The 22824-nt window shown below is 37.6% G+C and carries 18 protein-coding genes; 16 read left to right on the top strand and 2 right to left on the bottom strand.

Translation table 11 applies throughout. The features are described from left to right. Positions 1 to 693: 693 nt before the first annotated feature. The 4 genes from D0817_RS16370 (at position 694) to D0817_RS16355 (ending at position 4624) form a co-directional block, all read left to right on the top strand. Positions 694 to 2025: an IPT/TIG domain-containing protein gene (locus D0817_RS16370; protein WP_127339453.1), complete on the top strand. Its 1332-nt coding sequence runs from the start codon at positions 694 to 696 to the stop codon at positions 2023 to 2025. A gap of 427 nt (positions 2026 to 2452) precedes the next feature. Beyond that, positions 2453 to 2800 (top strand): toxin, encoded by a 348-nt coding sequence (locus D0817_RS16365; RefSeq protein WP_127339452.1) that lies wholly within the window; start codon positions 2453 to 2455, stop codon positions 2798 to 2800. A 7-nt stretch (positions 2801 to 2807) separates the two neighbouring features. Then, positions 2808 to 3827, top strand: a complete 1020-nt coding sequence (locus tag D0817_RS16360; protein ID WP_127339451.1) for a type II toxin-antitoxin system antitoxin SocA domain-containing protein — start codon at positions 2808 to 2810, stop codon at positions 3825 to 3827. A 359-nt stretch (positions 3828 to 4186) separates the two neighbouring features. Continuing rightward, complete coding sequence (locus tag D0817_RS16355; RefSeq protein ID WP_127339450.1) at positions 4187 to 4624, top strand: peptidase associated/transthyretin-like domain-containing protein; 438 nt, start codon at positions 4187 to 4189, stop codon at positions 4622 to 4624. A 152-nt stretch (positions 4625 to 4776) separates the two neighbouring features. Here the strand turns inward: D0817_RS16355 and D0817_RS16350 are convergent, their stop codons facing one another. Both D0817_RS16350 and D0817_RS16345 read right to left on the bottom strand, forming a co-directional pair. Further along, positions 4777 to 6789, bottom strand: a complete 2013-nt coding sequence (locus D0817_RS16350) for a M13 family metallopeptidase (RefSeq protein WP_127339449.1) — start codon at positions 6787 to 6789, stop codon at positions 4777 to 4779. Positions 6790 to 6960: 171 nt separating this feature from the next. Continuing rightward, the gene (locus tag D0817_RS16345) at positions 6961 to 7776 is read right to left on the bottom strand and encodes a DUF5694 domain-containing protein (protein ID WP_127339448.1); all 816 of its coding nucleotides are present in this window, start codon (positions 7774 to 7776) and stop codon (positions 6961 to 6963) included. Positions 7777 to 8520: 744 nt separating this feature from the next. Here D0817_RS16345 and D0817_RS16340 point away from each other — a divergent pair. From D0817_RS16340 to D0817_RS16290, 12 genes are all read left to right on the top strand, one after another. Then, entirely contained in the window at positions 8521 to 9123 is a 603-nt protein-coding gene (locus D0817_RS16340; RefSeq protein ID WP_127339447.1) for a Pvc16 family protein, read from the top strand. Then, complete coding sequence (locus D0817_RS16335; protein WP_127339446.1) at positions 9120 to 9962, top strand: hypothetical protein; 843 nt, start codon at positions 9120 to 9122, stop codon at positions 9960 to 9962. The genes D0817_RS16340 and D0817_RS16335 overlap by 4 nt, the downstream gene beginning before the upstream one ends. An 18-nt stretch (positions 9963 to 9980) precedes the next feature. Further along, positions 9981 to 12089, top strand: coding sequence for a phage tail sheath C-terminal domain-containing protein (locus D0817_RS16330; protein WP_127339445.1), 2109 nt, complete (start codon positions 9981 to 9983; stop codon positions 12087 to 12089). A 30-nt stretch (positions 12090 to 12119) separates the two neighbouring features. Beyond that, positions 12120 to 12548 carry a phage tail protein gene (locus D0817_RS16325; RefSeq protein ID WP_127339444.1) on the top strand — a complete coding sequence of 143 codons (429 nt, stop codon included), beginning with the start codon at positions 12120 to 12122 and terminating at the stop codon, positions 12546 to 12548. 2 nt (positions 12549 to 12550) lie between these two features. Beyond that, positions 12551 to 12997 (top strand): phage tail protein, encoded by a 447-nt coding sequence (locus tag D0817_RS16320; RefSeq protein ID WP_127339443.1) that lies wholly within the window; start codon positions 12551 to 12553, stop codon positions 12995 to 12997. Positions 12998 to 12999: 2 nt separating this feature from the next. Further along, on the top strand, positions 13000 to 13158 hold the full coding sequence (locus tag D0817_RS26025) for a DUF5908 family protein (RefSeq protein WP_167470951.1): 159 nt from the start codon (positions 13000 to 13002) through the stop codon (positions 13156 to 13158). A 1-nt stretch (position 13159) separates the two neighbouring features. Then, a complete protein-coding gene (locus D0817_RS16315) occupies positions 13160 to 13843 on the top strand; it encodes a CIS tube protein (RefSeq protein WP_127339442.1) in 684 nt (227 codons plus the stop codon). Beyond that, positions 13843 to 15588, top strand: coding sequence for a type VI secretion system tip protein VgrG (gene vgrG, locus D0817_RS16310; protein WP_127339441.1), 1746 nt, complete (start codon positions 13843 to 13845; stop codon positions 15586 to 15588). The genes D0817_RS16315 and vgrG overlap by 1 nt, the downstream gene beginning before the upstream one ends. Before the next feature lie 4 nt (positions 15589 to 15592). Continuing rightward, positions 15593 to 15883 carry a PAAR domain-containing protein gene (locus D0817_RS16305; protein WP_127339440.1) on the top strand — a complete coding sequence of 97 codons (291 nt, stop codon included), beginning with the start codon at positions 15593 to 15595 and terminating at the stop codon, positions 15881 to 15883. A gap of 2 nt (positions 15884 to 15885) precedes the next feature. After that, a complete protein-coding gene (locus D0817_RS16300) occupies positions 15886 to 16296 on the top strand; it encodes a GPW/gp25 family protein (RefSeq protein WP_127339439.1) in 411 nt (136 codons plus the stop codon). A 514-nt stretch (positions 16297 to 16810) separates the two neighbouring features. Beyond that, positions 16811 to 20128, top strand: a complete 3318-nt coding sequence (locus tag D0817_RS16295) for a baseplate J/gp47 family protein (protein WP_127339438.1) — start codon at positions 16811 to 16813, stop codon at positions 20126 to 20128. After that, positions 20116 to 22818, top strand: a complete 2703-nt coding sequence (locus tag D0817_RS16290; protein ID WP_127339437.1) for a baseplate wedge protein — start codon at positions 20116 to 20118, stop codon at positions 22816 to 22818. Before D0817_RS16295 ends, D0817_RS16290 begins: the two co-directional genes overlap by 13 nt. Positions 22819 to 22824 lie beyond the last annotated feature (6 nt).

The raw sequence follows: 22824 nt of genomic DNA, 5'->3' as shown, positions 1-22824 counted from the left end.
GCAACCTTATATAATTTAACGCATTATAAATTCACTTTTCCCTTGGCATTAACCAAATCACGTATTTGTACCTAGACTTTTACTTACAATAAATACTGATTTTTAATAATCAAGATATAATTTTCAGGAATTATTTTCAATAAAATGGTGGGAAGTCCCTACAGAAATTGCAAATGTTAATTTAAACTATACTTTTATAGTATTTCTTTTTCCCGACTTGTAACTGTATATAGCAGTTTGTTTTTATCTGATTTCCAATGTCAGCACATTTTGCAATTATAACTAAGCATTATTAAAATTTATTTTAAAAGTTACTTGATAGCAGTTTTGCCATCAGGTTTTGGTAAATCATGCTTTACCGTATTTCGAAAAAAGGATTATTTTTCATGTTCATTTTAATTTTAGTAAATTGCTATTAGCATCGTATTTCGCTATTAACTTCCTTGTATCTACTATTAAAATTCCCCATAAACTTTGCATAATGCCCGGCTTAAACTATATTTTAAAGTTTTTTTTAAAATACGGGAACCCGCAAAGTTTTACAAAGAGAATATTCTAGATTTGCAATAAAATTATTTGATATGTGTACAAAAAAAATTGACAAGCTAAAATTTAAATTTATTTCGTCATAGCTAAATAAAAAATCCACCTTATAAATATTTTTCTATTCGACAATTAACCCAAAAATTAAAAATGAAAAAAAGAATTGCATTAATCATTTTAATACAACTATCACTATTATTGAGTAATTGTAGCTCAGATGCAGAAGACAAATCAACTCCTGCTCCACCGTCTGAAATTACAAAAGCAGCGAAAATAATCTCCTACAGCAAAAATTATGGAACTACAGGAGAAACGGTAACAATGAAAGGAGAAAATTTCACAGAGCAAGTAAGTGATATAAAAATAACATTTGATGGTGTGCCTGCAACAATTCTTTCAGCCACGACTTCAGAGATATCATTTGTGTTACCATCAGTAGAAAAACTAGTGCCAACATTGGTTTTAACCATCCTAAACAGGACAATAATAAACAATGTAAAAAACAATTACAACAGCAGCATTGGTATTGCCCCAGCTCCTTCATCTGCAGCGTGGTATACCATTCCCATTGACAGGAAAAATGAATCTGGAATATATCGCATTCAAATGATCAATGATAAAGTCTTATATTACAATACCGGTCCCAGCGGTGATGTTTTCAGGACTTTAGATGGAGGCATAACATGGGTAAGATGGGCTTTAAATTCAACTATGGCAGGATTTCATGCTACAGTAAACGACGAAGGATGGTGTCATACCGGTTTTGGTATCTCAAAAATAACTGCAGGAGGATATCTTGGCATTGAACGATTTGGAAATTTTGACAACAACCCAAATTTCATACCTACTCCTTTTTGCATCTATGTAGATACCAATTTGAAAAATGGAACAATTGTTTCAGAACATGGCATTGTATTATCAACGATAAATGGAATTGATTTTGATAAAACTTATGAGGTCGAGGTACTACACTCTAGTTATATTGAACTTGCCAGCTCAGCGGAATTTGACAATGATCATATTTGGGCTGTTGGTTATAAAAGAGTAGCAGATAAAGACGGAATATTAGGAGAACGACCTTTTATTTTGTACAAAAATAATGCAACAGATGGCTGGAAAGAATATCCATTTGTAAATGAACCATCAGATTATTATGCTCGGGAAATTTGTTTTACAGATTTTTCAAATGGTTTTCTTTTAATAAAAAACTATATAACTCTTGATACTAAGATATATAAAACCAGTAATGGAGGAAACTTATGGTCGCAAGTTTACAATGGAGAAAAATTTACGAAATTCACATTTAAAGATGCAAACACAGGTTGGGCAATTCAAGATAATAAAATCTACAAAACAATAAATGGTGGAAGCGTGTGGACCCTCGAGTACACTCATGATCAACCAATCAAAAATATTTCATATAAAAACAATGTAGTTTGGGCATTCTCTAGTGAAAAAATTATTAAACGCTATTTGCAATAATTGAGTAATCTAATAGTATGGTTTGAATTACAAAATTTAATGTTTAAGAATGTTTATTTTTCTTAAATCATCTTGAAAATGGTTCGAAAATTGTCCCGTTAAGGCTACTAAGAAAAAGCTTCAGAGAAATCTGGAGCTTTTTTTTGTTTCAAGTTAAATTGTAAAAGTCTCGAGAATGTAATCAGTCTTAGGATTTCTAAGAAAAAAAATACGCAAAGTATGAGACATTTGTGCAGCTTTTCATAAGCAACACTGGCGAGAGCAAGTGTTTTTTAACTTATTTTTACTTATCATAATTCAAATAGACAATTGTTAGCTAATAAATATATAAATATTACAAAAAAGTTGTATATTTACATAATTAGATTAATTATCCAACTATTTAATTGGATATTATTTATATTAATTATACTTTTGCACCCCGTAAATGACTACAAAAGGAGAAGTTGAAAGTTTTTTACGTGAGATGCGTGAAAAAATAAAAATTTTTGACATTGCTTTCAGACCTCGAGATAAAAATCTTGAAGCTATAGCTGAATTAGATATTTATCCTTTAGACAGAATAACTTATTTAAATAAGCTAACTAGTGAAAATTATTATAGAGGACCAACCGATGACACATTAGACACTTCAAAACCATCTTACTATGAATTCGGCATTATTATCAACAATATCGAAGTCTATATAAAAATTAGTCTTGGTATTGATAATAAAAGAGTTGACTGCATGTCATTCCATAAAGCAGAAAAAACGATTACTTATCCACTTAAATAAGACAATCATGAAAATGAATCCAGTAATTGAATGTCCATATTGCGATGGACAAGCTGAACTTAAAAAACAAATAAAAGAACTTACATATAGAAAAGATTCTTTCAACGTTGTTGCACATTATTATGAATGTAATTTATGTTCAGAAGAATTTACAACTACCGAAGCAGATACAATTACAATTTTACAATTACACAATCAATATAGAGTAAAACATAACATTCCTTTCATAGAAGAAATAATTGAAATTCGTGAAACATATGATCTGTCAGCAGCAAAAATGAGCGAAGTTTTAGGGTTGGGTATTAATGGCTATGCAAATTATGAAAAAGGTGAAATGCCTACCCCAGCAATGGGAAATTTAATTTATACTGCACGTAATCCTATTGTATTTATTGATATGCTAAAAAAGGGCAAAAACTATTTTAGTGATGGAATGTTTCATGAGGCAATTTCACGATTAAATTATTTAATCAATAAAGATAAAAATCCATATCAAATTAGAATTAATCAACATTATGAGCCTACAGGACTAACTGGTTTTAAAAAAATAAACAAGGATAAATTAGCTAATATTCTAATATTTTATATAAACAATTGTAAAAGTGAATTTAATGACAGATTAAAATTGAATAAGCTATTGTTTTATACTGACTTTCTTAGCTATAAATTAAGTGGATTCTCAATAACAGGATTATGTTATAGAGCTATTCAATATGGACCAGTGCCAAGTTTTTATGATAATATCTATGCTTGTTTAGAAAATGAAGATATCATTTTTTCAAATTGGATTAGAAATAATGATGGATCTGCGAAAGAACATTTTATTACAGAAAGACAGTTTGACATTAATTTATTTAATGATACTGAAAATAGCATAATAGAATGTATTAGTACCAACTTTAAAAACACAAGCTCTTGGGACTTAGTAGAATTAAGCCATAAAGAAAAAGCTTGGAAAGACCTATATTCAAATAAGGATTTAATAGACTATCAAACATACGCTTTTGAGTTAGAGGGGATAAAATAAATTGCAAAATAACTGATTTCACTATGGAGGAGTAAAACATTGAATTGGTTGTTGCTATAAAACGAGAAATAGATAAATTTATCAAGATATAAGTTCAATTAAAGATAACAATTGATTACAAAAACCACACATTTAGCTTTTTAAGTCATTAAAAAAATGGTTAGAAAATTGTCCTATTAGAGCTACTAAGGCAAAGCTTCAGAGAAATCCGAGGCTTTTTTTGTTTTAACTATTTTTGTGTTCAAGAGTATGGAGTTCGCGTCGGCAGGGGTTTAAAAGCTTAATAAAATGTCATTTTCCAGGCTTTTCAGTACGCAGAATTTAGGTTTCAAACACTTAAAATAAAATTTCAAAAATAAATGAAAAAAATTACATGGCTATTTTTCCTTCATCTGGCTATTGTATCATTTGGACAGGAAGCAGTGACAAAAAACAAATTAATAAGAGGGTTTGTTTTTGATAACTCTTATTTTGCAAGCATCCCTTTACCAGTCAATGAAGCTCCTATTGAAATAATGGGCACGGAAAGAAAAACAAAAACAGATCATGATGGCAAATTTGAAATTGAAGCAAAAGAAGGTGACGAGTTAATCATCCGTGGGCCATTTATTAAAACCAAAAAGATTTTAATTACAGATAAAAATTGCTATGAAATTAATTTAGGTACGGTTTTACTAGATTACCCTATCTCTTTTCAAAATAAAAGAGCCGCGAGAAAAAATAGCAGGTCCTATCGTAAAATCGTAAAAAAATTAAAACAAAAAATTGAAAGCGGTTTTTATAATTGTCTTGACTAAAGCACCGTAACAACCATTCCTCCGCTCCGCAAAGTATCTGACTTTAAAACAAATATCCTTATTTATTTTCTATTCAGGAAATGAATAAAAAAATGCGCAAAAATCAAAGAGAAATTTGCGCAGCTTTCATGAGGAAGAATTGGATAGCAGAACTACCAAATTGTTATCCTGTCTTTCTTCGGTAAAAACATTTTATCTCCGGGTTTTACATTAAATGCTTCGTAAAAAGGAGTCGTATTCATTAGAGGACCATTAACACGCCAATTTGGTGGAGAATGCGGATTATTGTTAATCCACAAACGCAGGAACTCGTCTTTCATTTTTACTCTCCATATTTTGGCTATAGAAATAAAAAAGCGCTGGTCTGGGGTAAAACCGTCAATTTTTGCATTCCCTTTTCCTTGCTCGGTCATTTTAAAAGCATCATAAGCAACAGCTATTCCGGCAATATCTGCCGTATTTTCGCCAACTGTCATGGCACCATTAATGTGCAGATCGCCTAAAACGGTGTAGGTACCATACAAATTGATAACTTGTTGTATCCTTGACTTAAACTTTGCATAATCGTCTTTTGTCCACCAGTTTTTTAAGTTTCCATTCTTGTCATATTGAGCGCCCTGATCGTCAAAAGTATGGGTGATTTCGTGACCTATAACCATTCCGATACCTCCATAATTAAGTGCATCATCTGCATTATTATCAAAATATGGGGGCTGTAAAATACCTGCAGGAAAAACAATTTCATTTGCCGTAGGGTTATTATATGCCGTAACTGTTGGAACTGTTGTATACCATTCTGATTTATCGACCGGCTTGCCCAATTTTTCCAGTTGAAATTGATACGCAGCTGTAGCGGCCGATACCATATTCTCAAAATAGGTATCCCTGGCGATATGTACATTGCTGTAGTCTTTCCATTTATCCGGATATCCTATTTTCTTAGTCATAGCTGCCAATTTTTCTTTCGCTTTTTGTTTCGTACTTTGACTCATCCATTCCAATTTGTCAATTCTTATGGCATACGCTTTTTGCAGATTATTCACGAGGGTTAACATGCGTTTTTTGGCATCTTCAGAAAAATATTTCTTTACATACAATTCACCCAACGCTTCGCCTAAATAATTGTCAACGACATTAGCCATTTTTTCGCCACGTGATTTTTGAACAGCCTGACCGGAAAGCACTTTAGTATAGTCAAATAAAGCATCAACAAAAGGTGTACTTAAATCATCTGCATATCTTTCTACAGCATTTGCTTTGAGGTAAATTTTCCAGTTAGTAATCGGAATGGTTTTTAAAAGCTTATTTAGGGCCCCATAATAGGCAGGCTGGCCTACATTAACAGAATCGGTTTGAGCTCCTAACTTATTTAAAAAAGTAGGCCAGTCTATGTTGGGATGTCTTTTGGCAAGATCCGACACAGCCATTTTATTATAATTTGCCTGCACATCCCGAAGTTCTACTTTTGTCTTATGCGAAACGGCAAGTTGTTTGTCAATATCGTAAACCAGATCAGCGTTCTTTTTAGCCTCTGTGGCATTGCTGCCTGTTTGTTGAAATAAGGTAGTAAGGTATTTTTTGTACGCTTCCTGTATGGCAACAGTTGATGAATCTGATTTGAAATAATAGTCCCTGTCCGGCAAACCGATACCGGTTTGATAGATTTCAGCAATGTTCATACTACTGTTTTTCTGATCGGGTGACACTCCAAAAGCAATAATAGAAGGATTATTAACCTTTGCCTGATTAACTACAAAATTCATTAAGGAGGGTAAATCGTTAATGGCTTCAATTTTAGCAAGTAGAGGTTTGATAGGGGCATAACCGCGTTTATCAATAGTTACAGTATCCATGCCTGATGCATAAAAGTCTCCTACCTTTTGTGCTATACTCCCTGCTGAATTCTTGCTTTGCGAAAGACTGTCTAATATTCCTTGCAGGCGCATTCGTTGTGGGTAATTCATAAACATATAGGCACCCACTCCGGCCTGAGATGCAGGTATTGACACAGAATCATACCATTTGCCATTTACATATTTAAAAAAATCATCACCAGGCCGCAATGTGGAATCTATTCCGGTAATCGCTACATATTTTTTTTCCTGATGTTTTGAGCACGCTGTAAAAGCTAAGATTGCTATGAAGAGCATTAAAGAATTTTTCATAATCTGGACTATTTCTATTAAAATGAACGGAAATTATTTGAAGCCGGTGTTTTAAAAATGTATCTGCCTGGCATCGCTAATTTTAGCAGAACAATATACAAATTCGCTTCTTAATTTTAAAGTTTATCTATCCTGTTGTTATAGTTATCAAAGCGGTTTTTTCATCTACTCCTATTTTAGTACGCTACTTAATTCAACGACTTCAAAGTCGTCATTATATTGTAGCAGGTGTTTTAATATAGGAATATGTCCTTGTCCAAAAATTAAAATAACATATTTGTCCGAAGGTTCAACCTGATTTGTAATATTTGAATAAATAGCAAGATTTCTTAAATACCATTCTGATACAGCTTCTGCCCCTGCAAAATTTTTACCTGCTCCAATCTTTGCGATAAATTTTAGATAAAGCGATAAGTTTCTTTTTAATTCTTCTGGTTTATTTATGTATTTTAGAACTTCTGTTATGGTGCCTTTTTTCAATGTAGCATCATAAGCATTTAGCATTGCATTGGCTTCGGTCCCTAAATCTTTTAGCAAATAAAGCTGATTATTTTCTTTTGCAGTCGCAGCCATTAAGCTATCGTGCATTGCATAGAATTTGTCTACACAGTTAATTCGATTTAATTTTAATTTTTTACCTAACCTAAAACCAATTTGTTCTCTTTCTGAAACTGTAAGTTTATAATGACCCTTTACATATAAAGTATACAAACTGTCACTGGAACGTTGATTTTCAATTGGTCTTTCAATCATCACCTTAGTCGCTTTTGTTTGAGACAGAGCATTAGTTAAGTCTTCTAATTCACTTTGCCGCTTAGCACTCAAGAAATCGTCTACTTTTAGTTCAAAATTATCTGTGTGCGGTGTTTCAAAATGAATAGTTCCAATTAATAAAATTTTTGTTTTGTGTTTAGATTCTTGTCCAAAGGTTGTTGGTACAATTAAAAGCGTAATTAAAAATGTAGAAATTGTTTTAATGAAAGTCATTCTTTTTTAGTTTATTTTATTATTCGTTCCCAAAAATTGCTGCCAACTTATTCATATATAAAACAAGCACACAAAGCTTCCCAAATTTTGGGGTAAATGTATAGGTTAGTATTACACATTATTTATTTTCAAATATATACTATTTCCATTACAAATTATCATAGGGATTTTATTTTCTGGATGTTTTTGAGGCATGAAATGAATGCGAATAATCTTTTTACAAAATTGAATGTTTCCCCTTATTAAGACAAAGTTTCAAAGAAACCCGGAATTTTTTTATTTGATTTTCACACAGCTTGTCATTCCGAGGAAAGAGGAATTTCATCCGGTATTCGCCAACAGTGCGTATGCTGCTAGTGTGATTCCTCGTTCCTCGGAATGACAAATGGCGTGTTGTTACTATGATCCTGTACTTTTTACATCTTGTCAATCCGGTTGTGGGAAACAAAACCTTGTTTAACAACAAGTATTTAATAATCAGTATTTTAACCTTAAAAAAAAGGGTGTTTTTCCCCTTTTATCATACCTCTTGCTTTATATAACTTCGACAATTCAATTAGCACTCGATTTAGTACCAATTGAAAGTACGCCGGAAGCCCCCACTTCTTTATTTTAAAATCTAAGCCTTAGATCGCATCCGTCAGCAAATTCAAATTATGCTGTCATAAACAGGATGTCGCTTTTAAAAACAAAAATACCTGCTTGATTAACAATACTATTAAATGTATTAAAACCTGTCATAAGATGATTTTTGAAGTTATTCAGATAATTACGGAACAAGTAAACAACTATCTCGACGAAATCGGATTGGATAAAACCGTCGTGGCCGAAAATATTGCTTTTTTAGAGTCCCAAAACGAAATCGTATCCGGCAATTTAGAAGATAAGGTGGCACTGACTCTAATCAATCTGGATGAGGAGGCTACTTTAAAGAACTTTCCGAATCATGCAATCGAAAATACCAAGACCATTTATAAAAACAGCATCATTAATCTAAATCTGTACTTGCTTTTTAGCGCCAACAGAAATAAATACATCAATTCGCTTAATGATATTTCGAAAATCATAGCCTTTTTTCAGGGTAAAAAGCTTTTTACCCAGGCCAACACTATTTACAACCGAAATAATGTGGCCATGACCAATATTGACAACTTCAGATTCTCGGTAGAGCTTTACACGCCCACTTTTGAAGAGCTGAATTACATCTGGGGAACATTGGGCGGCAAACAATTCCCGTCGGCTTTATACAAAGTTAGCATGATACAAATTGAACGCAATATTCCTCAGGCCGAAGGACAACTGATCAGCAAAGTAAAAGGTATAACCAAAACTAAAGAGCAGTCATGAGTTTTAATCTTACATACGGATTGTTATTTGAAGTAACATTTTTGCACAATTATTTTCTGAACAGTGGTGAGGCCACTTATGCAGGCATGTCGGCAGCAGATAAACAAAAGATGCTGCAAAAATTCAATAACGATTCCTTTGCCGCCATAACGCCAACGGTCGAAACCAGCACCCGGTTACGAAACTACAAAATGGCATTTAAGCCCACCAAAACCGGATTCCGAGTCTACATCAAAGTGAAAGAAAACGATACAGCCGATCCCTACATAAGTGTTCCTCCTGATTTGAAACTGGACTTTATAATCGCGATAAAAGACTTTCAGTTTGAGCATTACACCGATTTGGAATTTGTACTAAACCAAATGTTTTTATTCAGCAACGTAAAGCCTTCCACGGAACCGGTAACGTTTCAGTACATTCCGAAATTCAATGAGAATATCCTGATTTCAAATGACTATTTAGTATCAGAAGAAACAACCACTCATTTCTTATCGGAATTCCATACAGCAGAAAGCCGTGGTGTTTTCGGAATGCTTTCACTACAGATGAAAGCCGATACAGCTGCCAAAAATATTGTGACGAATGCAGGCAAAATGTTAAGTCCCAATTTTAAGATTCATTTCGATAACCGTAAAACACTTTGGAAATACATCAACAGGAAAGCAGCAACTGAAATTAAAACCAATGCTGTTAAACCGCTCACCTACTCGGGTTTTGTTGAAATTGATCCGCTTACGGACTTTACTCCGCCGCAGTCAGCAGACAGCCAATATCCTAACCCTTCTGTAAAATCAATAACAAAAAATAATGGTGATTATTATTCGGAAATATTTATTTAATAATTAAAACAATCAATTATGGCAACAACTTACAAAACACCTGGCGTATACATTGAGGAAATCGTAAAGTTCCCTCCTTCTGTTGCTCAGGTCGAAACAGCAATTCCCGCTTTTATTGGCTATACAGAAAAAGCTGTTAAAAAAACCGACAACGATCTGGACAGGGTTCCTACCCGAATTACTTCTTTACTGGATTATGAAACCTATTTCGGATTTGCATATCCTGAAGAATCCATCTCTGTAGATGTCACAGACGTGGTAACGGACAATGTAGTAACCGAAAGAAATATTGTGGTGAACCAGCCGAGTTCGCCAAAACCATTTCTGATGTATTATGCACTTCAGCTGTATTTTGCCAATGGAGGCGGACCTTGTTATATCATTTCGGTGAGAAACTACGAAGATGTCAATGGCAATCAAAATCCTGTTCTTTTTGCCGATCTGACAGCCGGACTGAATTTACTGGAAGCAGAAGACGAACCTACATTGATACTCTTTCCGGATGCAAAAGCATTGGGCGTAGACGAATTTTACAGTTTGTATTCTGAGGCCCTCATGCAGTGCCACGATCTGCAGGATCGATTCACGATTATTGACACGTATACTTCTAACGATATTGGAGGAGATTCCCAAACCTTAAGAAGTAAAATTGCTCTTGAAAAAGATTACCTTAAATATGGTGCTGCCTATTATCCTTACCTGGATACTATCCTTGACTATCGCTACAATGAAGAAGATATTTTAATCAGACACGTAACCAACGTTCCTGATGCAATATCAACTGCTTTTGGTGAAGTGGAAGATGCTCTGGCGACTGTTACACTGACCGCGGCCAGCTTAATCTCGGTAACCGATAGTGATGCCGATGCCACAGACGATTCGATCTCCGGAAGTGTTGCCGATGTCCTTTCGTATATAGACAGTGCAGCAGGATACAATAATGCCGCCAACCCGCCGGCTGAAACCTTTACGGTAGCAAAAACTGTTGCATTTATTCCAATTTTAGAAACACTGACGGCCAATCTGAACACTTTGATTTCAGATAAGGATAAAATTCAAAATGCTGCCGAATCGGCTATTGCTTCTGTAGAAGAAGTGGCCAATTCGGGAGATGCACTTCAGACAGCGCTGGATCTTTTTGTCAATTTATTTGAAGGAAATAACAAAATAGAAAGCGTTAGGGACAATCTTGAAGATCTGACTGCCAAACTAAAGGCATCCAACACCAACCTGAAAGTGGCACAAAATGTAAAAACCAATACCACCAACGTAATTGCTGAGATTGCCAAACTTCTTACGTTTACTGCACCGGATTCAATCATCAATTTACCGGATCCTGCTCTGAATATTACGGTTGACGTATTCAATCTTTCAGCAGGAACAGACGATATCGTAACTCTTGTAACCAACATTAAGAATGAAATAGGCCTTGTTACCACAACTGATGTGAACAATGGCGCCATGAACGGCCGCTATCTGGGTGATATTGAGGGCTTAGACAACAAATCCTACAATGCCATCAAAGCAGAAATCGGAGCATTGCCTCTTACACTTCCTCCAAGCAGCGCGGTTGCCGGTATCTATGCCCGTGTCGACTCCAACAGAGGGGTATGGAAAGCACCTGCGAATGTGGGAATTAATTATGTGATCAAACCAACATTAAAAATAACAAATGGCGATCAGGATAATCTGAATGTTGATACCGTAGCCGGTAAATCCATCAACGCTATCAGAAGTTTTACAGGCAAGGGAACCTTGATTTGGGGATCAAGAACCCTTGCAGGTAATGACAACGAATGGCGTTATGTACCCGTAAGACGCTTCTTCAATATGGCCGAAGAATCCATCAAAAAAGCAACGGAACAATTTGTATTTGAGCCTAATGATGCCAATACCTGGATCAGAGTCAGAGCCATGATCGAGAATTTCTTAATTCTTCAGTGGAGAGCCGGGGCTTTGGCCGGGGCAAAACCGGAACAGGCTTTTTATGTAAGGGTCGGACTGGGTCAGACGATGTCGGCTCTCGATATCCTGGAAGGCCGAATGATTGTCGAAATCGGAATGGCAGTCGTGCGTCCGGCAGAATTTATCATCCTTCGTTTCTCTCACAAAATGCAGGAATCTTAATTAATCTATCAACATAAAAAAATATAAATCATGAGTTATCCATTATCAAAGTTTCATTTCTCAGTGGACTGGGGCGGAACAAAAATAGGTTTTACAGAGGTCTCCGGATTAGATGTAGAAACCGAAGTTATCGAGTACCGTCAGGGCGCAAGCCCGGAGTACAGCAAAATCAAGATGCCGGGTATGCAGAAGTTCTCTAATATCACGATGAAACGAGGCACTTTTAAAAGCGATAATGAGTATTACACCTGGTGGAATACGGTAAAACTAAACACTATCGAAAGAAGGGACATTACCATCAAACTTCTAAACGAGGAACACGAACCGGTGATTACCTGGAAAGTCAAAAATGCATGGCCAACCAAAGTACAGTCGACTGATCTGAAAGCCGACGGAAACGAAGTGGCTATCGAATCAATGGAATTGGTTCATGAAGGTTTATCGATCCAAAATGATTAATCATGGCTAACTATTATCCACCTGTCGGTTTTCACTTTTTAGTTGAATTTGAAGGTCTTGGCTCGCAGGCAAAAGACCATCAGTTTCAATCGGTTTCCGGTTTATCTGTCGATATTGAAACTGAAGAGATAGCCGAAGGTGGTGAAAACAGATTCAAACACAAACTTCCGGTCAAGACCAAGTATCCAAACCTGACTTTAAAAAGGGGAATGCTGATTGATTCTGCCGTTATCGACTGGTGTCGGGATGCGATCGAAAACTTCTCGTTTAAGCCGGTCAACCTGACCATCAAATTGTTGGACGAGGAACATCAGCCCCTGGTTTCATGGAATGTAGTGCATGCTTATCCCATAAAATGGGCCGTTGAGGATTTTAATGCTGAAGAAAGTAAGCTCGTTGTCGAAAACTTTGAGCTTACCTACAATTATTTCACTTTAATAAAAAGTTAGTCATGCCGATAGAAATAAAAGAGCTTCACATCAGGATAAACGTCGACGAAGGATCAAAACCAAATGCTCAGGCCAAAGCTTCAAAAAGCAACGGCGACGATCCGGTAGCCGAATGTGTAGAACAGGTTATGAAAATTATAGAACGTAAAAAAGAACGCTGACATGGCTGGTGAATTAGAAAAACTCAAGGTGGTTGCGTATAGTGATCCGGAATTTAACAACAAGATTGCGGATGGTGAATTTTCCACTTTAATGAATCCGGAGAAGTACACCTATCACTATAAGATTGAAACCGATGACACTCAGGCTGCCGGCACGAGTACGGTTTCTCCGAAGTTCAATAAAAAATTACCCGAAAACCTGGAACTCGATTTTGTGTTTGACCGCTCGGGGGTAATTAACGGCTATGCCAGTTCTGACGACGGGATCATTGACGACATTGAGAAATTCAAGAAAGTCATCCTGGATTACAACGGCGACGAGCACAAGCCCAATTACCTGATTATTTCCTGGGGAACGCTGCTCTTTAAGGGGGCAATGACCGAAATGAACGTGGAATTCAAACTCTTCAAACCCGACGGTACCCCAATCAGGGCGATTGCAAAAGGAAAATTCCAGGGTTTTGTAGAGGATAACTTAAGGGCTGCAAAAGAAAACAATAAATCACCCGACCTGACCCATTACAGAACGGTAACCGAAGGTGATACATTGCCTCTGATGTCCTTTAAGATCTACGGCGACTCCAAGTATTATCTGGAAGTGGCCAGGGTCAATAACATTGTCAATTTCAGAAAACTAAAAACCGGGCAAAAACTATTCTTCCCACCCTTACAAAAACAATCCTGATGAACAACAGCGGAGTCATACAAACCAGTAAAAGTGCCGATTTAGTAACGCATAAAATTTTAATTGAAGGCGAGGAATTATCTAAAACCTATCAGGTAAAAAATATTGTGGTACAAAATGAGGTGAACCGGATTCCTATGGCCCAAATTATTCTGACAGACGGGGAAGCTTCTGAAAGGGATTTTAAATTAAGCAATGAAGATTTATTGATTCCGGGTAAAAAAATTGAAATAACGGCCGGTTACCATAACGATGAAGAAACGATTTACAAAGGCATTGTCATCAAGCATTCCATCAAAATAAAAAGTGGTGCTTCACTGCTGATTATCGAATGCAAAGACGAAGCTGTAAAACTGACCATCGGCAGAAAGAGCAAATATTTCTATGACGTCAAAGACAGCGAAGCTTTCGAGGAAATTATCGATGCGTACGGATTGGAAAAAGAGGTAGAGGCGACCAATTTCAGTCACAAAGAACTGGTTCAGTACAATACCTCCGATTGGGATTTTATAGTGTCACGGGCACAGGCCAGCGGTAAACTTTGTTTTGTGGAGAATGGCAAAATCACCATCAGCAAACCCAATGTAACGGCAGCGTCTGTTGAAACGGTCACTTTCGGAGCCAGTTTACTGGACTTTGACGCTGAGATAGATGCCAGAAACCAATTCGCAAAAGTGTCTTCGTACAGCTGGGATTACAGCAATCAGGAGCTGGTAGAAATTGAGGCGAATGATCCGGCTGTTTCCTTAAACGGAAATTTAAGCCCTTCAGATCTGGCCGAAACCATCGAATTGGAAAACCTCGAATTGCGTCACGGCGGCAATATATCGGATGTGGAACTTCAGGATTGGGCCGATGCCAAGCTGCTCTTTCAGCAATTATCAAAAATCCGCGGAAGGGTAAAGTTTCAGGGAATACCTGCCGTAAAACCCAATACCATCATTACGCTCGAAGGCGTTGGTGACCGGTTCAACGGAAAAGCGTACATCACCGGGGTTTTTCATGAAATCTCTGAAGGAAACTGGACAATCGATGCCCAATTCGGACTGAATCCGGAATGGTTCTCTGAAACATTCGACATCCATACACCCACCGGTTCCGGGATCATTCCGGCCATAAAAGGGCTGCACACCGGAATTGTAACGCAGCTCGAAAGTGACCCCAATGGCGAAGACCGGATTTTAGTAAAGATTCCGATCATCAACAATGAAGAACAGGGCATCTGGTGCCGCGTAGCTTCTCCGGATGCAGGGGAAAACAGGGGTTTCTTTTTCAGGCCTGAAATTGAAGATGAAGTCATCATCGGTTTTATCAACGAAGATCCGAACAACGCCATCGTTTTGGGAATGCTTCACAGCAGTGGAAAACCCGCTCCGATAACAGCTGCCGATGCCAATCACCAGAAAGGAATTGTAACCCGGAGCGAAATGAAGGTGGTATTTGACGATGAAAAAAAATCAATCGGCATTGAAACGCCTGCGGGTAAAAAAATCACGCTTGATGAAGACAAAGGGGTCATTATTATCGAAGATGAAAATTCGAACGTCATCACCATCGACAGCAAGGGCATCAAAATGGAAAGTGCCGGAAACATTGAACTCAAAGCTACCGGAGATGTAAAAATTGAAGGGACCAATGTTTCAGTAAGTGCCACCGCACAATTTAAGGCAGAAGGAAGCGCAGGCGCAGAAGTATCATCAGGAGCCACTGCCGTCTTAAAAGGAAGTATTGTACAAATAAATTAAAATCATGGGAGCACCGGCCGCAAGAGTTTCAGATATGCATGTTTGCCCAATGGTAACAGCAACCGTTCCGCATGTGGGCGGCCCGATTTTACCTGCAGGCGTACCGACCGTTTTAATTGGCGGCGTTCCGGCAGCCTGTGTCGGGGACATGGCGACGTGCAGCGGTCCGCCGGACAGCATCGCAATGGGTTCTTCAACGGTTTTGATTGGCGGGAAACCTGCAGCCAGAATGGGAGACTCCACCGCACATGGCGGAACAATCGTAGCGGGATTAGCAACTGTTTTAATAGGTTAATTATGGAAAGTGAAAAAGCTTTTTTGGGAACCGGATGGAGTTTTCCACCCGAATTTAAGAAAACAACAAATGCAGTTGTAATGATTTCTGATGAGGAGGATATTAAGAGCAGTCTCGAAATCTTATTGTCGACCAAAATAGGAGAACGTATTATGCTCCCTAAATACGGCTGCAATATGGAGGAACTTCTTTTTAATCCGCTGAACAGAACACTAAAAACCTTTGTGTCCGAATTAATAAGAACCGCCATTTTATACCATGAACCCCGCATTGATGTAGAGAAAATCGACATCAGCCAGGGAGATGATTTAAACGGCGAATTATTAGTGGTTTTAGATTATAAAATAAGAGCAACGAATTCAAGGACGAATATGGTTTATCCTTTCTATATGGAGGAAGGAACTAATATTTAGGTTATGAGTTTTGAGTTATGAGTTATGGGTTTTGAGTTTTGAGTTTTGGGTTGTGAGTTTTGGGTTGTGAGTTGTGGGTGGGACATTGTTATTGTTCACTGTCTGGCTGAGCGAAGTCAATTGCCAGGGTGAGCAACTCATATTTGTCAGGCATAATGAAAATCGATTGTCAGGCTGAGCGAAGTCGAAGCCCCGTGTGCCAATTGGAACGCCCTTCGACTCCGCTCAGGGTGATAATTCATAAGGCAAAATATGTGCTAAAATATTTCGCCACAGATTAAAGAGAGGAGAATGATTTTTTTATCTCCAAAATCTGCCAAATCTGCTAGAGTAATTTTTTCCCGCAGATTTAGCAGATCAGGCAGATTTTTAATCCATTTAAATCCTTTGTCCTGATCGCTTTCGGGCGTGGCAAAAAATTGCGGTCTGCGGAAAAAAAGTAAAGCTATGCTTGTAAGTTTTTAATGAAACGTTTAATGAATTATACCCTTCGGGGTTCATATTTAATAATATTATGTGTAACAACAGCGACCATACAAACGATATATTATTTAAAAGAAATGGTACAGACCAGGGCGATCGGCTGAATTCTATTCTCGATCCCGAAAACCTGGAGCTCCACGACTTTGATATGGAGGACTGGTTACTCTTTACCTATAACTTCGCTAAACAGGTTAATTTTTTTGAGACCAACGACAGCGAAAATGCATCCGGTAACTGGCAGGAGATTTTTAACCACTTTGGTTTACCAAACGATATTCCGTACAGAAAAGACAAACCTTATACCGCCTTAAAACAAAATATATCAAAAATACTCAAAGACATTGAATTTGAAGGTACGCTGACTCCGCATATGACGCTTTTTGTGTGTTTCCTAAAGCTATTGGAATTCTCTAAAACACGTTTCAATTCAATTACAAAAAAACACCTCGATTTCTTTTATAAAGACATCCTTCAAATCGAAAAACTTCCGGCAAGAGCTGATAAAGTGCATATTATTTTTGAACTGGCCAAAAAAAGTACCGAAGAACGAATTGCATCAAAAACGCAGTTAGATGCCGGAAAAGATGCTGAAGGAAACAAACTTATTTATAAAACTACCGAGGAACTAATTGCCAATAAAGCTCAGATTACACAACTAAAAAGTGTATATAATGACATTAAATTAGGTGAAATAAAATTCAGTGCTGTGGCTAATTCACTCGACGGAAAAGGTGAAAGCCTCAAAGAGGGATCACAATACTGGCTGCCTTTCGGCTATACCTCTGCCGAAGAAAAATATACGGAACTGCCAGCGGCCAAACTGGGATTTGCCATCGCTTCTCCCCTATTGGAATTACAGGAAGGAGAAAGAAATATTGACATCACCATCACTTTTAAGGAGGCCTTTAATTTTCAATCCGGGCCTTTTACCGTGAACGATCTTACCGATAACATCAGTATTTTTTGCAGTGGCGAAAAAGAATGGCTGGGTGATTTTAAACTGAATGGTGCAGCTGCTGCATCAGCTATTTCAGGAAATCAGTTAAAACTTGTCTTTCAGATTCCAAAAGACACTCCGGCTATTGTCAATTACAATGAGAAAATACTGGGTGAATCTTTCGCCGTGACGCAGCCTGTCATCCGATTTTTAATTCATACCGAAAATAAAAAGGGGCATTATTTATTCCGAAATTTAGTGACCAAAACCATCAGTGACATTATCGTAAAGGTAGCCGTAAAAGATGTTAAATCTTTAGCACTGGAAAGCGACACTGGTCTGCTAAACGCCGCCAAACCTTTCTATCCTTTTACGACACAACCCGTTAAAGGTTCCTCCTTTCTGATTAATTATCCGGAGATCTTTTCGAAAAAATGGAAAAATGTTGACATTACGATCAATTGGAAAAATACGCCAGCTTCTTTCCAGACTCACTATGATGCTTACAAAAGCAAATATCTTACGACCATAAGCAAAAACATTTTTTATCAGGGAATGTTTACCGAAGAAATCGTAAAGGAATTGTCTGCCAACCAGCCGGAAGATCCACAACCAAAAGAAAATATTCCCGCTGAGACTCCGGAGAAAGGCAAGCTTGTCCTGAATTCGAATACATCAGATCTTATTGTAGATTCGGATGCTTATTTTAAAGCGACAGTTTCTGTATTAAATAAAGAAAACTGGGAGGAAAAAAGTAAAGAAACAGTATTGTTCGCAAAGAAAGATGCGTTGTATCAAACCATCTTCTCCGTGGCAGGAAACACTTATGATGTGGATAAAAGCGGCCCCATCCGACTGACTTTAAACCAGTCCTTCCTGCATGCTTTATATCCAAAAATATATACGCTCGCCATCATGAGCAAAATTCCCGAAACGCTTATTCCAAATGAAGCGTATACGCCCTTTGCAGAATCGATCAGTTTGAATTATACAGCAGAGGAAACCACCAATTTCACTAATGAAACCGAGGAACAATTCGGGACAGAACGAATAAAGTTATTTCATGAAGCCCCTTTCGGTCAGGGTGAAGAGCATTCTTATCTAAAAAAGCTGGCTAGACAAAAAGCGGTTCTTGAGGGCACTAGCACAATTGCAAGCCGTCTGGTTCCTGATTATTGTAATGGCGGCGAATTTTATATCGGCCTTGATGAAGCAGAAACTTCACAGCAGGTGGCTTTATTGTTTCAGATTCTGGAAGGAAGTGAAAATCCGCTGGCGGAATCCTTTACGGGAAAACAAAAAGTAGAATGGTTTGTTCTTTGCGATAACCAGTGGAAAAATCTTGACAATGATATTCTGGGAAATTCCATAGATAATTTTTTAAAGTCCGGTATCCTGAAATTTAATATTCCAAAGCAGGCCACAAAAAACAATACTTTATTGCCGGACAACCTCATCTGGATCAAAGCAAAAATGCATAAGGCGTATGATGCCGTCTGCAAAGTAATCGATATAAAAACACAGGTTGTTACCGCTGAATTTTTCGACAATGACAATGAATTGTCGCATCTGGAAAAAGGACTGCCTGCCGAAACGATTTCGAAACTTATTACCAGAATAACACAGGTTAAAAGTGTATCACAGCCTTTTAATTCTTTTAACGGAAAACCGCAGGAGTCGGATGATACGTATTACAAACGTGTAAGCGAACGCCTGCGCCACAAAAACAGGGCCATCACACTTTGGGATTATGAGCATTTGATCCTTCAGGAATTTCCCGAAGTATTCCGCGTAAAATGCCTGAACCATACCAATAACGCTAACAATTCCTTTCTTTCACCAGGCGATGTAACGCTTATTGTAGTGCCGGATATTATAAACAAAAATGTATTTGATATCTATGAGCCGAGAGTGAGTACGGCAACCTTAAATAAAATTCAGCATTACATCAGCAACCTGAACAGCATGCATGTAGAGGCAGTGGTCATTAATCCGGAGTATGAAAAAGTCGTCGTGAAATTAAGTGTCCGTTTTTATGCGGAATACGATGAGAATTTTTATAAAAAACAACTGAATGAGGATATTGCAAAATTCCTGTCCCCGTGGGCATTTGACACCTCTCAGGACATTCTTTTCGGAATTGAGCTGCACCGAAGCACCGTGATAGACTACATCGAAAAATTATATTATGTAGACTATCTGGCCGAACTGGAAATGGCTAAACTGGAAGATCCTACAGAACCCGAAAATGTAAACGATCCTGCTTATCAGGCTGCACTTGAATTTTTACCTGTAGTGTCGCCATCGAACCCAAAACGCATTCTTGTATCGGTAAAAAACCATATTATTTCTACCGATATAAAAACTTGTAAAATTCCTAATATTCAAGCACCAGAAACATGTCAATACTAAATCCACATAGCACTATTCCGAAAAAAGTCGCCACCGAGGACGACCTGGATTTCTTTTACCTGAGAAAAAAAGGTATTGCGTATATCGAACAGCTTGGGGGCAGATTATGGACTGATTTTAACTCGCATGATCCGGGTATCACAATGCTGGAGATGCTTTGCTACGCCATAACCGATCTTGGCATGCGAATGGATCTTCCGATCGAAAATATTCTCGCCTCCGACCAAAAGAGTAAAGGCATTGCTTCGCAGTTTTTTAAAGCCTCCGAGGTACTGCCGACAAGTCCGGTAACGGCCCTCGATTACAGAAAGCTGTTTATCGATATTGACGGTGTTAAAAATTGCTGGCCGGCCAAACACAAAAAAACAGTGTATGTCAATTGCAAAGAGGATAAGCTGTCTTATGATTATAAAGATTTTACTGAAGTGCCGAGAGGCTTTAAAAAACAGTTTGAGCTTAAAGGATTATATGACCTTTATGTAGATTTTGAAAGCAAAAAGCCTTCTGAAATCAATAGTGTCAAAGAAAAAATAAGAGCAAAATACCATGCCAACAGGAATCTGTGCGAGGACCTGATCAATATTATAAAAGTAGATGAATATCCGATAAAAATCTGTGCCAGCATTGAGGTAGATACCCAGGCCGATGAAGAGATGGTGCATGCGCTTGTCTTACAGGCACTGGATGGTTATTTATCAACAACAGTCAATTTCTATTCGGTGCAGCAAATGATGGATAAGGGATATACTTCCCTGGAAATTTTTGACGGGCCTATTCTGGAAAATGGTTTTATAGATACCAAAGAGCTGATCGAAGCGGAACTGACCAGTGAAGTACGATTATCGGATATTATAAAATTAATAATGAATGTTCCCGGAGTGATCACCATCAAAGACATCTCCCTCGGAAATTGCGGTGACGGCGAACCGGATGCCAATCAATGGCTGATCTGCCTCAAAGAATACCAAAAACCTGTAATCTGTTATAAAAGTGTTTTCAATTATAACAAAGGCCTGCTGCCGCTGAATATCAACAAAACGCAAGTACAGCTGTATCTGGATGAATTTGAAGCGGCCAAAGACGAAGCCACCGATTTTTCAGGTCATAATAAAGAACTAAAACTGCCGAATGGCAACTATCTTGACATAGAAAGTTATACTACCATACAAAACGATTTTCCGGATACCTACGGGATTGGCGAAAATGGTTTGCCAACAAGAGCCACCGTAACCCGAAAATCTCAAGCGAAACAACTTAAAGGCTATCTCTTGTTTTTTGATCAGATTTTGGGCAGCTATTTTAAACATTTAGGTCAGGTGAATGAAATGCTTTCGGTAAGCGGCAATCTTACCAAAACCTTCTTTACCCAGGCGATAAAAGATATCGACGGACTAAGTGAACTGGTAAGCGATTATCCTGAAAACAATGATGAATATCTGACTGAAATACTTTTTAAACAACTGGACAATAATATTGACAGAAGAAATAATATTCTGGACCACCTTTTAGGGCGTTTTGCAGAACGTTTTTCCGAATATGTTTTCATCAACAAAAGCATATACGGTGCAGCTACAGACGAAGTGGTCCTGAAAACCAAAGAAGACTTTCTGAAAGATTATAAAATCGTAAGCAAAAACCGCGGCAACTCTTTTAATTATTACAAACAGCCGAATAGCAAATTATGGGATACCGATAATGTTTCGGGCGTAAAAAAGCGAATTTCAAGACTGCTGGGCATCAAAGATTACAACCGCAGACACCTTTCAGATTCATTTGTTGATTTATACCACTTTATCGATTCCGACAATCAGCTGGTCTACCGATGGAGAATCAGGGATACGGAAAACAATATCATCCTTTCGGCAACCGACGAGTATTACGATACCTCAGCCGCCAACAGGGAATTGTATTTTGCCGTTTTGCAAATTATCCAGACTCGTGAATATAATGTGGAAGAGGCCTTTAAAAACGGAATTTCGGATCCTGAAATTATTGATAACATTCAGATTCATCAGGCCGATTCCGGTAAATATTCGTATGATATTATTAATCCGCTAATAAAAGACGAAGACAATGCCGACCGGATTATTGCAAAACGCTATACGTACTATGACACCCTCGAGGAAGTAAAACAATCTATTCTGGACCTGATTTATTTCATGAAAGAAGTTTTTACAGAGGAAGGAATGTTTATAGTCGAACACATGATGCTTCGCCCGGATGTGAATCTGACTACGGTAAATCCGGAAACCTTTTTACCGATTTGTACCGATGAGTGCAAAAACTGCGAACCTCTGGACCCCTACTCCTATCGTGTGAGTATTGTATTGCCCGGATATACCCTTCGCTTCGCCAATACCGATTTCAGGAATTATATGGAAAAAGTAATCAAGGAAGAATTACCGGCACATGTACTGGCAAAAATCTGCTGGATCGGACATCGGAAAAATGAAATCGAAAACCCGGCAGAAAATGAACTTTTACAGCTTGAAAACACTTACAAAGCCTATTTGTTTGCTAAAACCGTACTGAACCAGGAACAACCGGAAACAGAATTAATACCCTTTATTAAATCCCTATCCAGCCTCAGCAATCTATATCCTACGGGAAGACTATTTGATTGCAGCGACGAAAATGAAAATCAATTCGAAAAAATAATACTAGGAAAAACAAATTTAGGATCACTATAAATACCA

The sequence above is a fragment of the Flavobacterium cupreum genome (assembly GCF_003996965.1).
Taxonomy (GTDB): domain Bacteria; phylum Bacteroidota; class Bacteroidia; order Flavobacteriales; family Flavobacteriaceae; genus Flavobacterium; species Flavobacterium cupreum.
The sequence above is the reverse complement of the archived record's forward strand: the minus strand, read 5'-3'. Positions and strand labels throughout refer to the sequence as shown.

Bases quoted from the DNA above. Each gene is read 5' to 3' on its own strand.
- D0817_RS16370 (WP_127339453.1), top strand. From the start codon at position 694: ATGAAAAAAAGAATTGCATTAATCATTTTAATACAACTATCACTATTA.
- D0817_RS16365 (WP_127339452.1), top strand. From the start codon at position 2,453: ATGACTACAAAAGGAGAAGTTGAAAGTTTTTTACGTGAGATGCGTGAA.
- D0817_RS16360 (WP_127339451.1), top strand. From the start codon at position 2,808: ATGAAAATGAATCCAGTAATTGAATGTCCATATTGCGATGGACAAGCT.
- D0817_RS16355 (WP_127339450.1), top strand. From the start codon at position 4,187: ATGAAAAAAATTACATGGCTATTTTTCCTTCATCTGGCTATTGTATCA.
- D0817_RS16350 (WP_127339449.1), bottom strand. From the start codon at position 6,789: ATGAAAAATTCTTTAATGCTCTTCATAGCAATCTTAGCTTTTACAGCG.
- D0817_RS16345 (WP_127339448.1), bottom strand. From the start codon at position 7,776: ATGACTTTCATTAAAACAATTTCTACATTTTTAATTACGCTTTTAATT.
- D0817_RS16340 (WP_127339447.1), top strand. From the start codon at position 8,521: ATGATTTTTGAAGTTATTCAGATAATTACGGAACAAGTAAACAACTAT.
- D0817_RS16335 (WP_127339446.1), top strand. From the start codon at position 9,120: ATGAGTTTTAATCTTACATACGGATTGTTATTTGAAGTAACATTTTTG.
- D0817_RS16330 (WP_127339445.1), top strand. From the start codon at position 9,981: ATGGCAACAACTTACAAAACACCTGGCGTATACATTGAGGAAATCGTA.
- D0817_RS16325 (WP_127339444.1), top strand. From the start codon at position 12,120: ATGAGTTATCCATTATCAAAGTTTCATTTCTCAGTGGACTGGGGCGGA.
- D0817_RS16320 (WP_127339443.1), top strand. From the start codon at position 12,551: ATGGCTAACTATTATCCACCTGTCGGTTTTCACTTTTTAGTTGAATTT.
- D0817_RS26025 (WP_167470951.1), top strand. From the start codon at position 13,000: ATGCCGATAGAAATAAAAGAGCTTCACATCAGGATAAACGTCGACGAA.
- D0817_RS16315 (WP_127339442.1), top strand. From the start codon at position 13,160: ATGGCTGGTGAATTAGAAAAACTCAAGGTGGTTGCGTATAGTGATCCG.
- vgrG (WP_127339441.1), top strand. From the start codon at position 13,843: ATGAACAACAGCGGAGTCATACAAACCAGTAAAAGTGCCGATTTAGTA.
- D0817_RS16305 (WP_127339440.1), top strand. From the start codon at position 15,593: ATGGGAGCACCGGCCGCAAGAGTTTCAGATATGCATGTTTGCCCAATG.
- D0817_RS16300 (WP_127339439.1), top strand. From the start codon at position 15,886: ATGGAAAGTGAAAAAGCTTTTTTGGGAACCGGATGGAGTTTTCCACCC.
- D0817_RS16295 (WP_127339438.1), top strand. From the start codon at position 16,811: ATGTGTAACAACAGCGACCATACAAACGATATATTATTTAAAAGAAAT.
- D0817_RS16290 (WP_127339437.1), top strand. From the start codon at position 20,116: ATGTCAATACTAAATCCACATAGCACTATTCCGAAAAAAGTCGCCACC.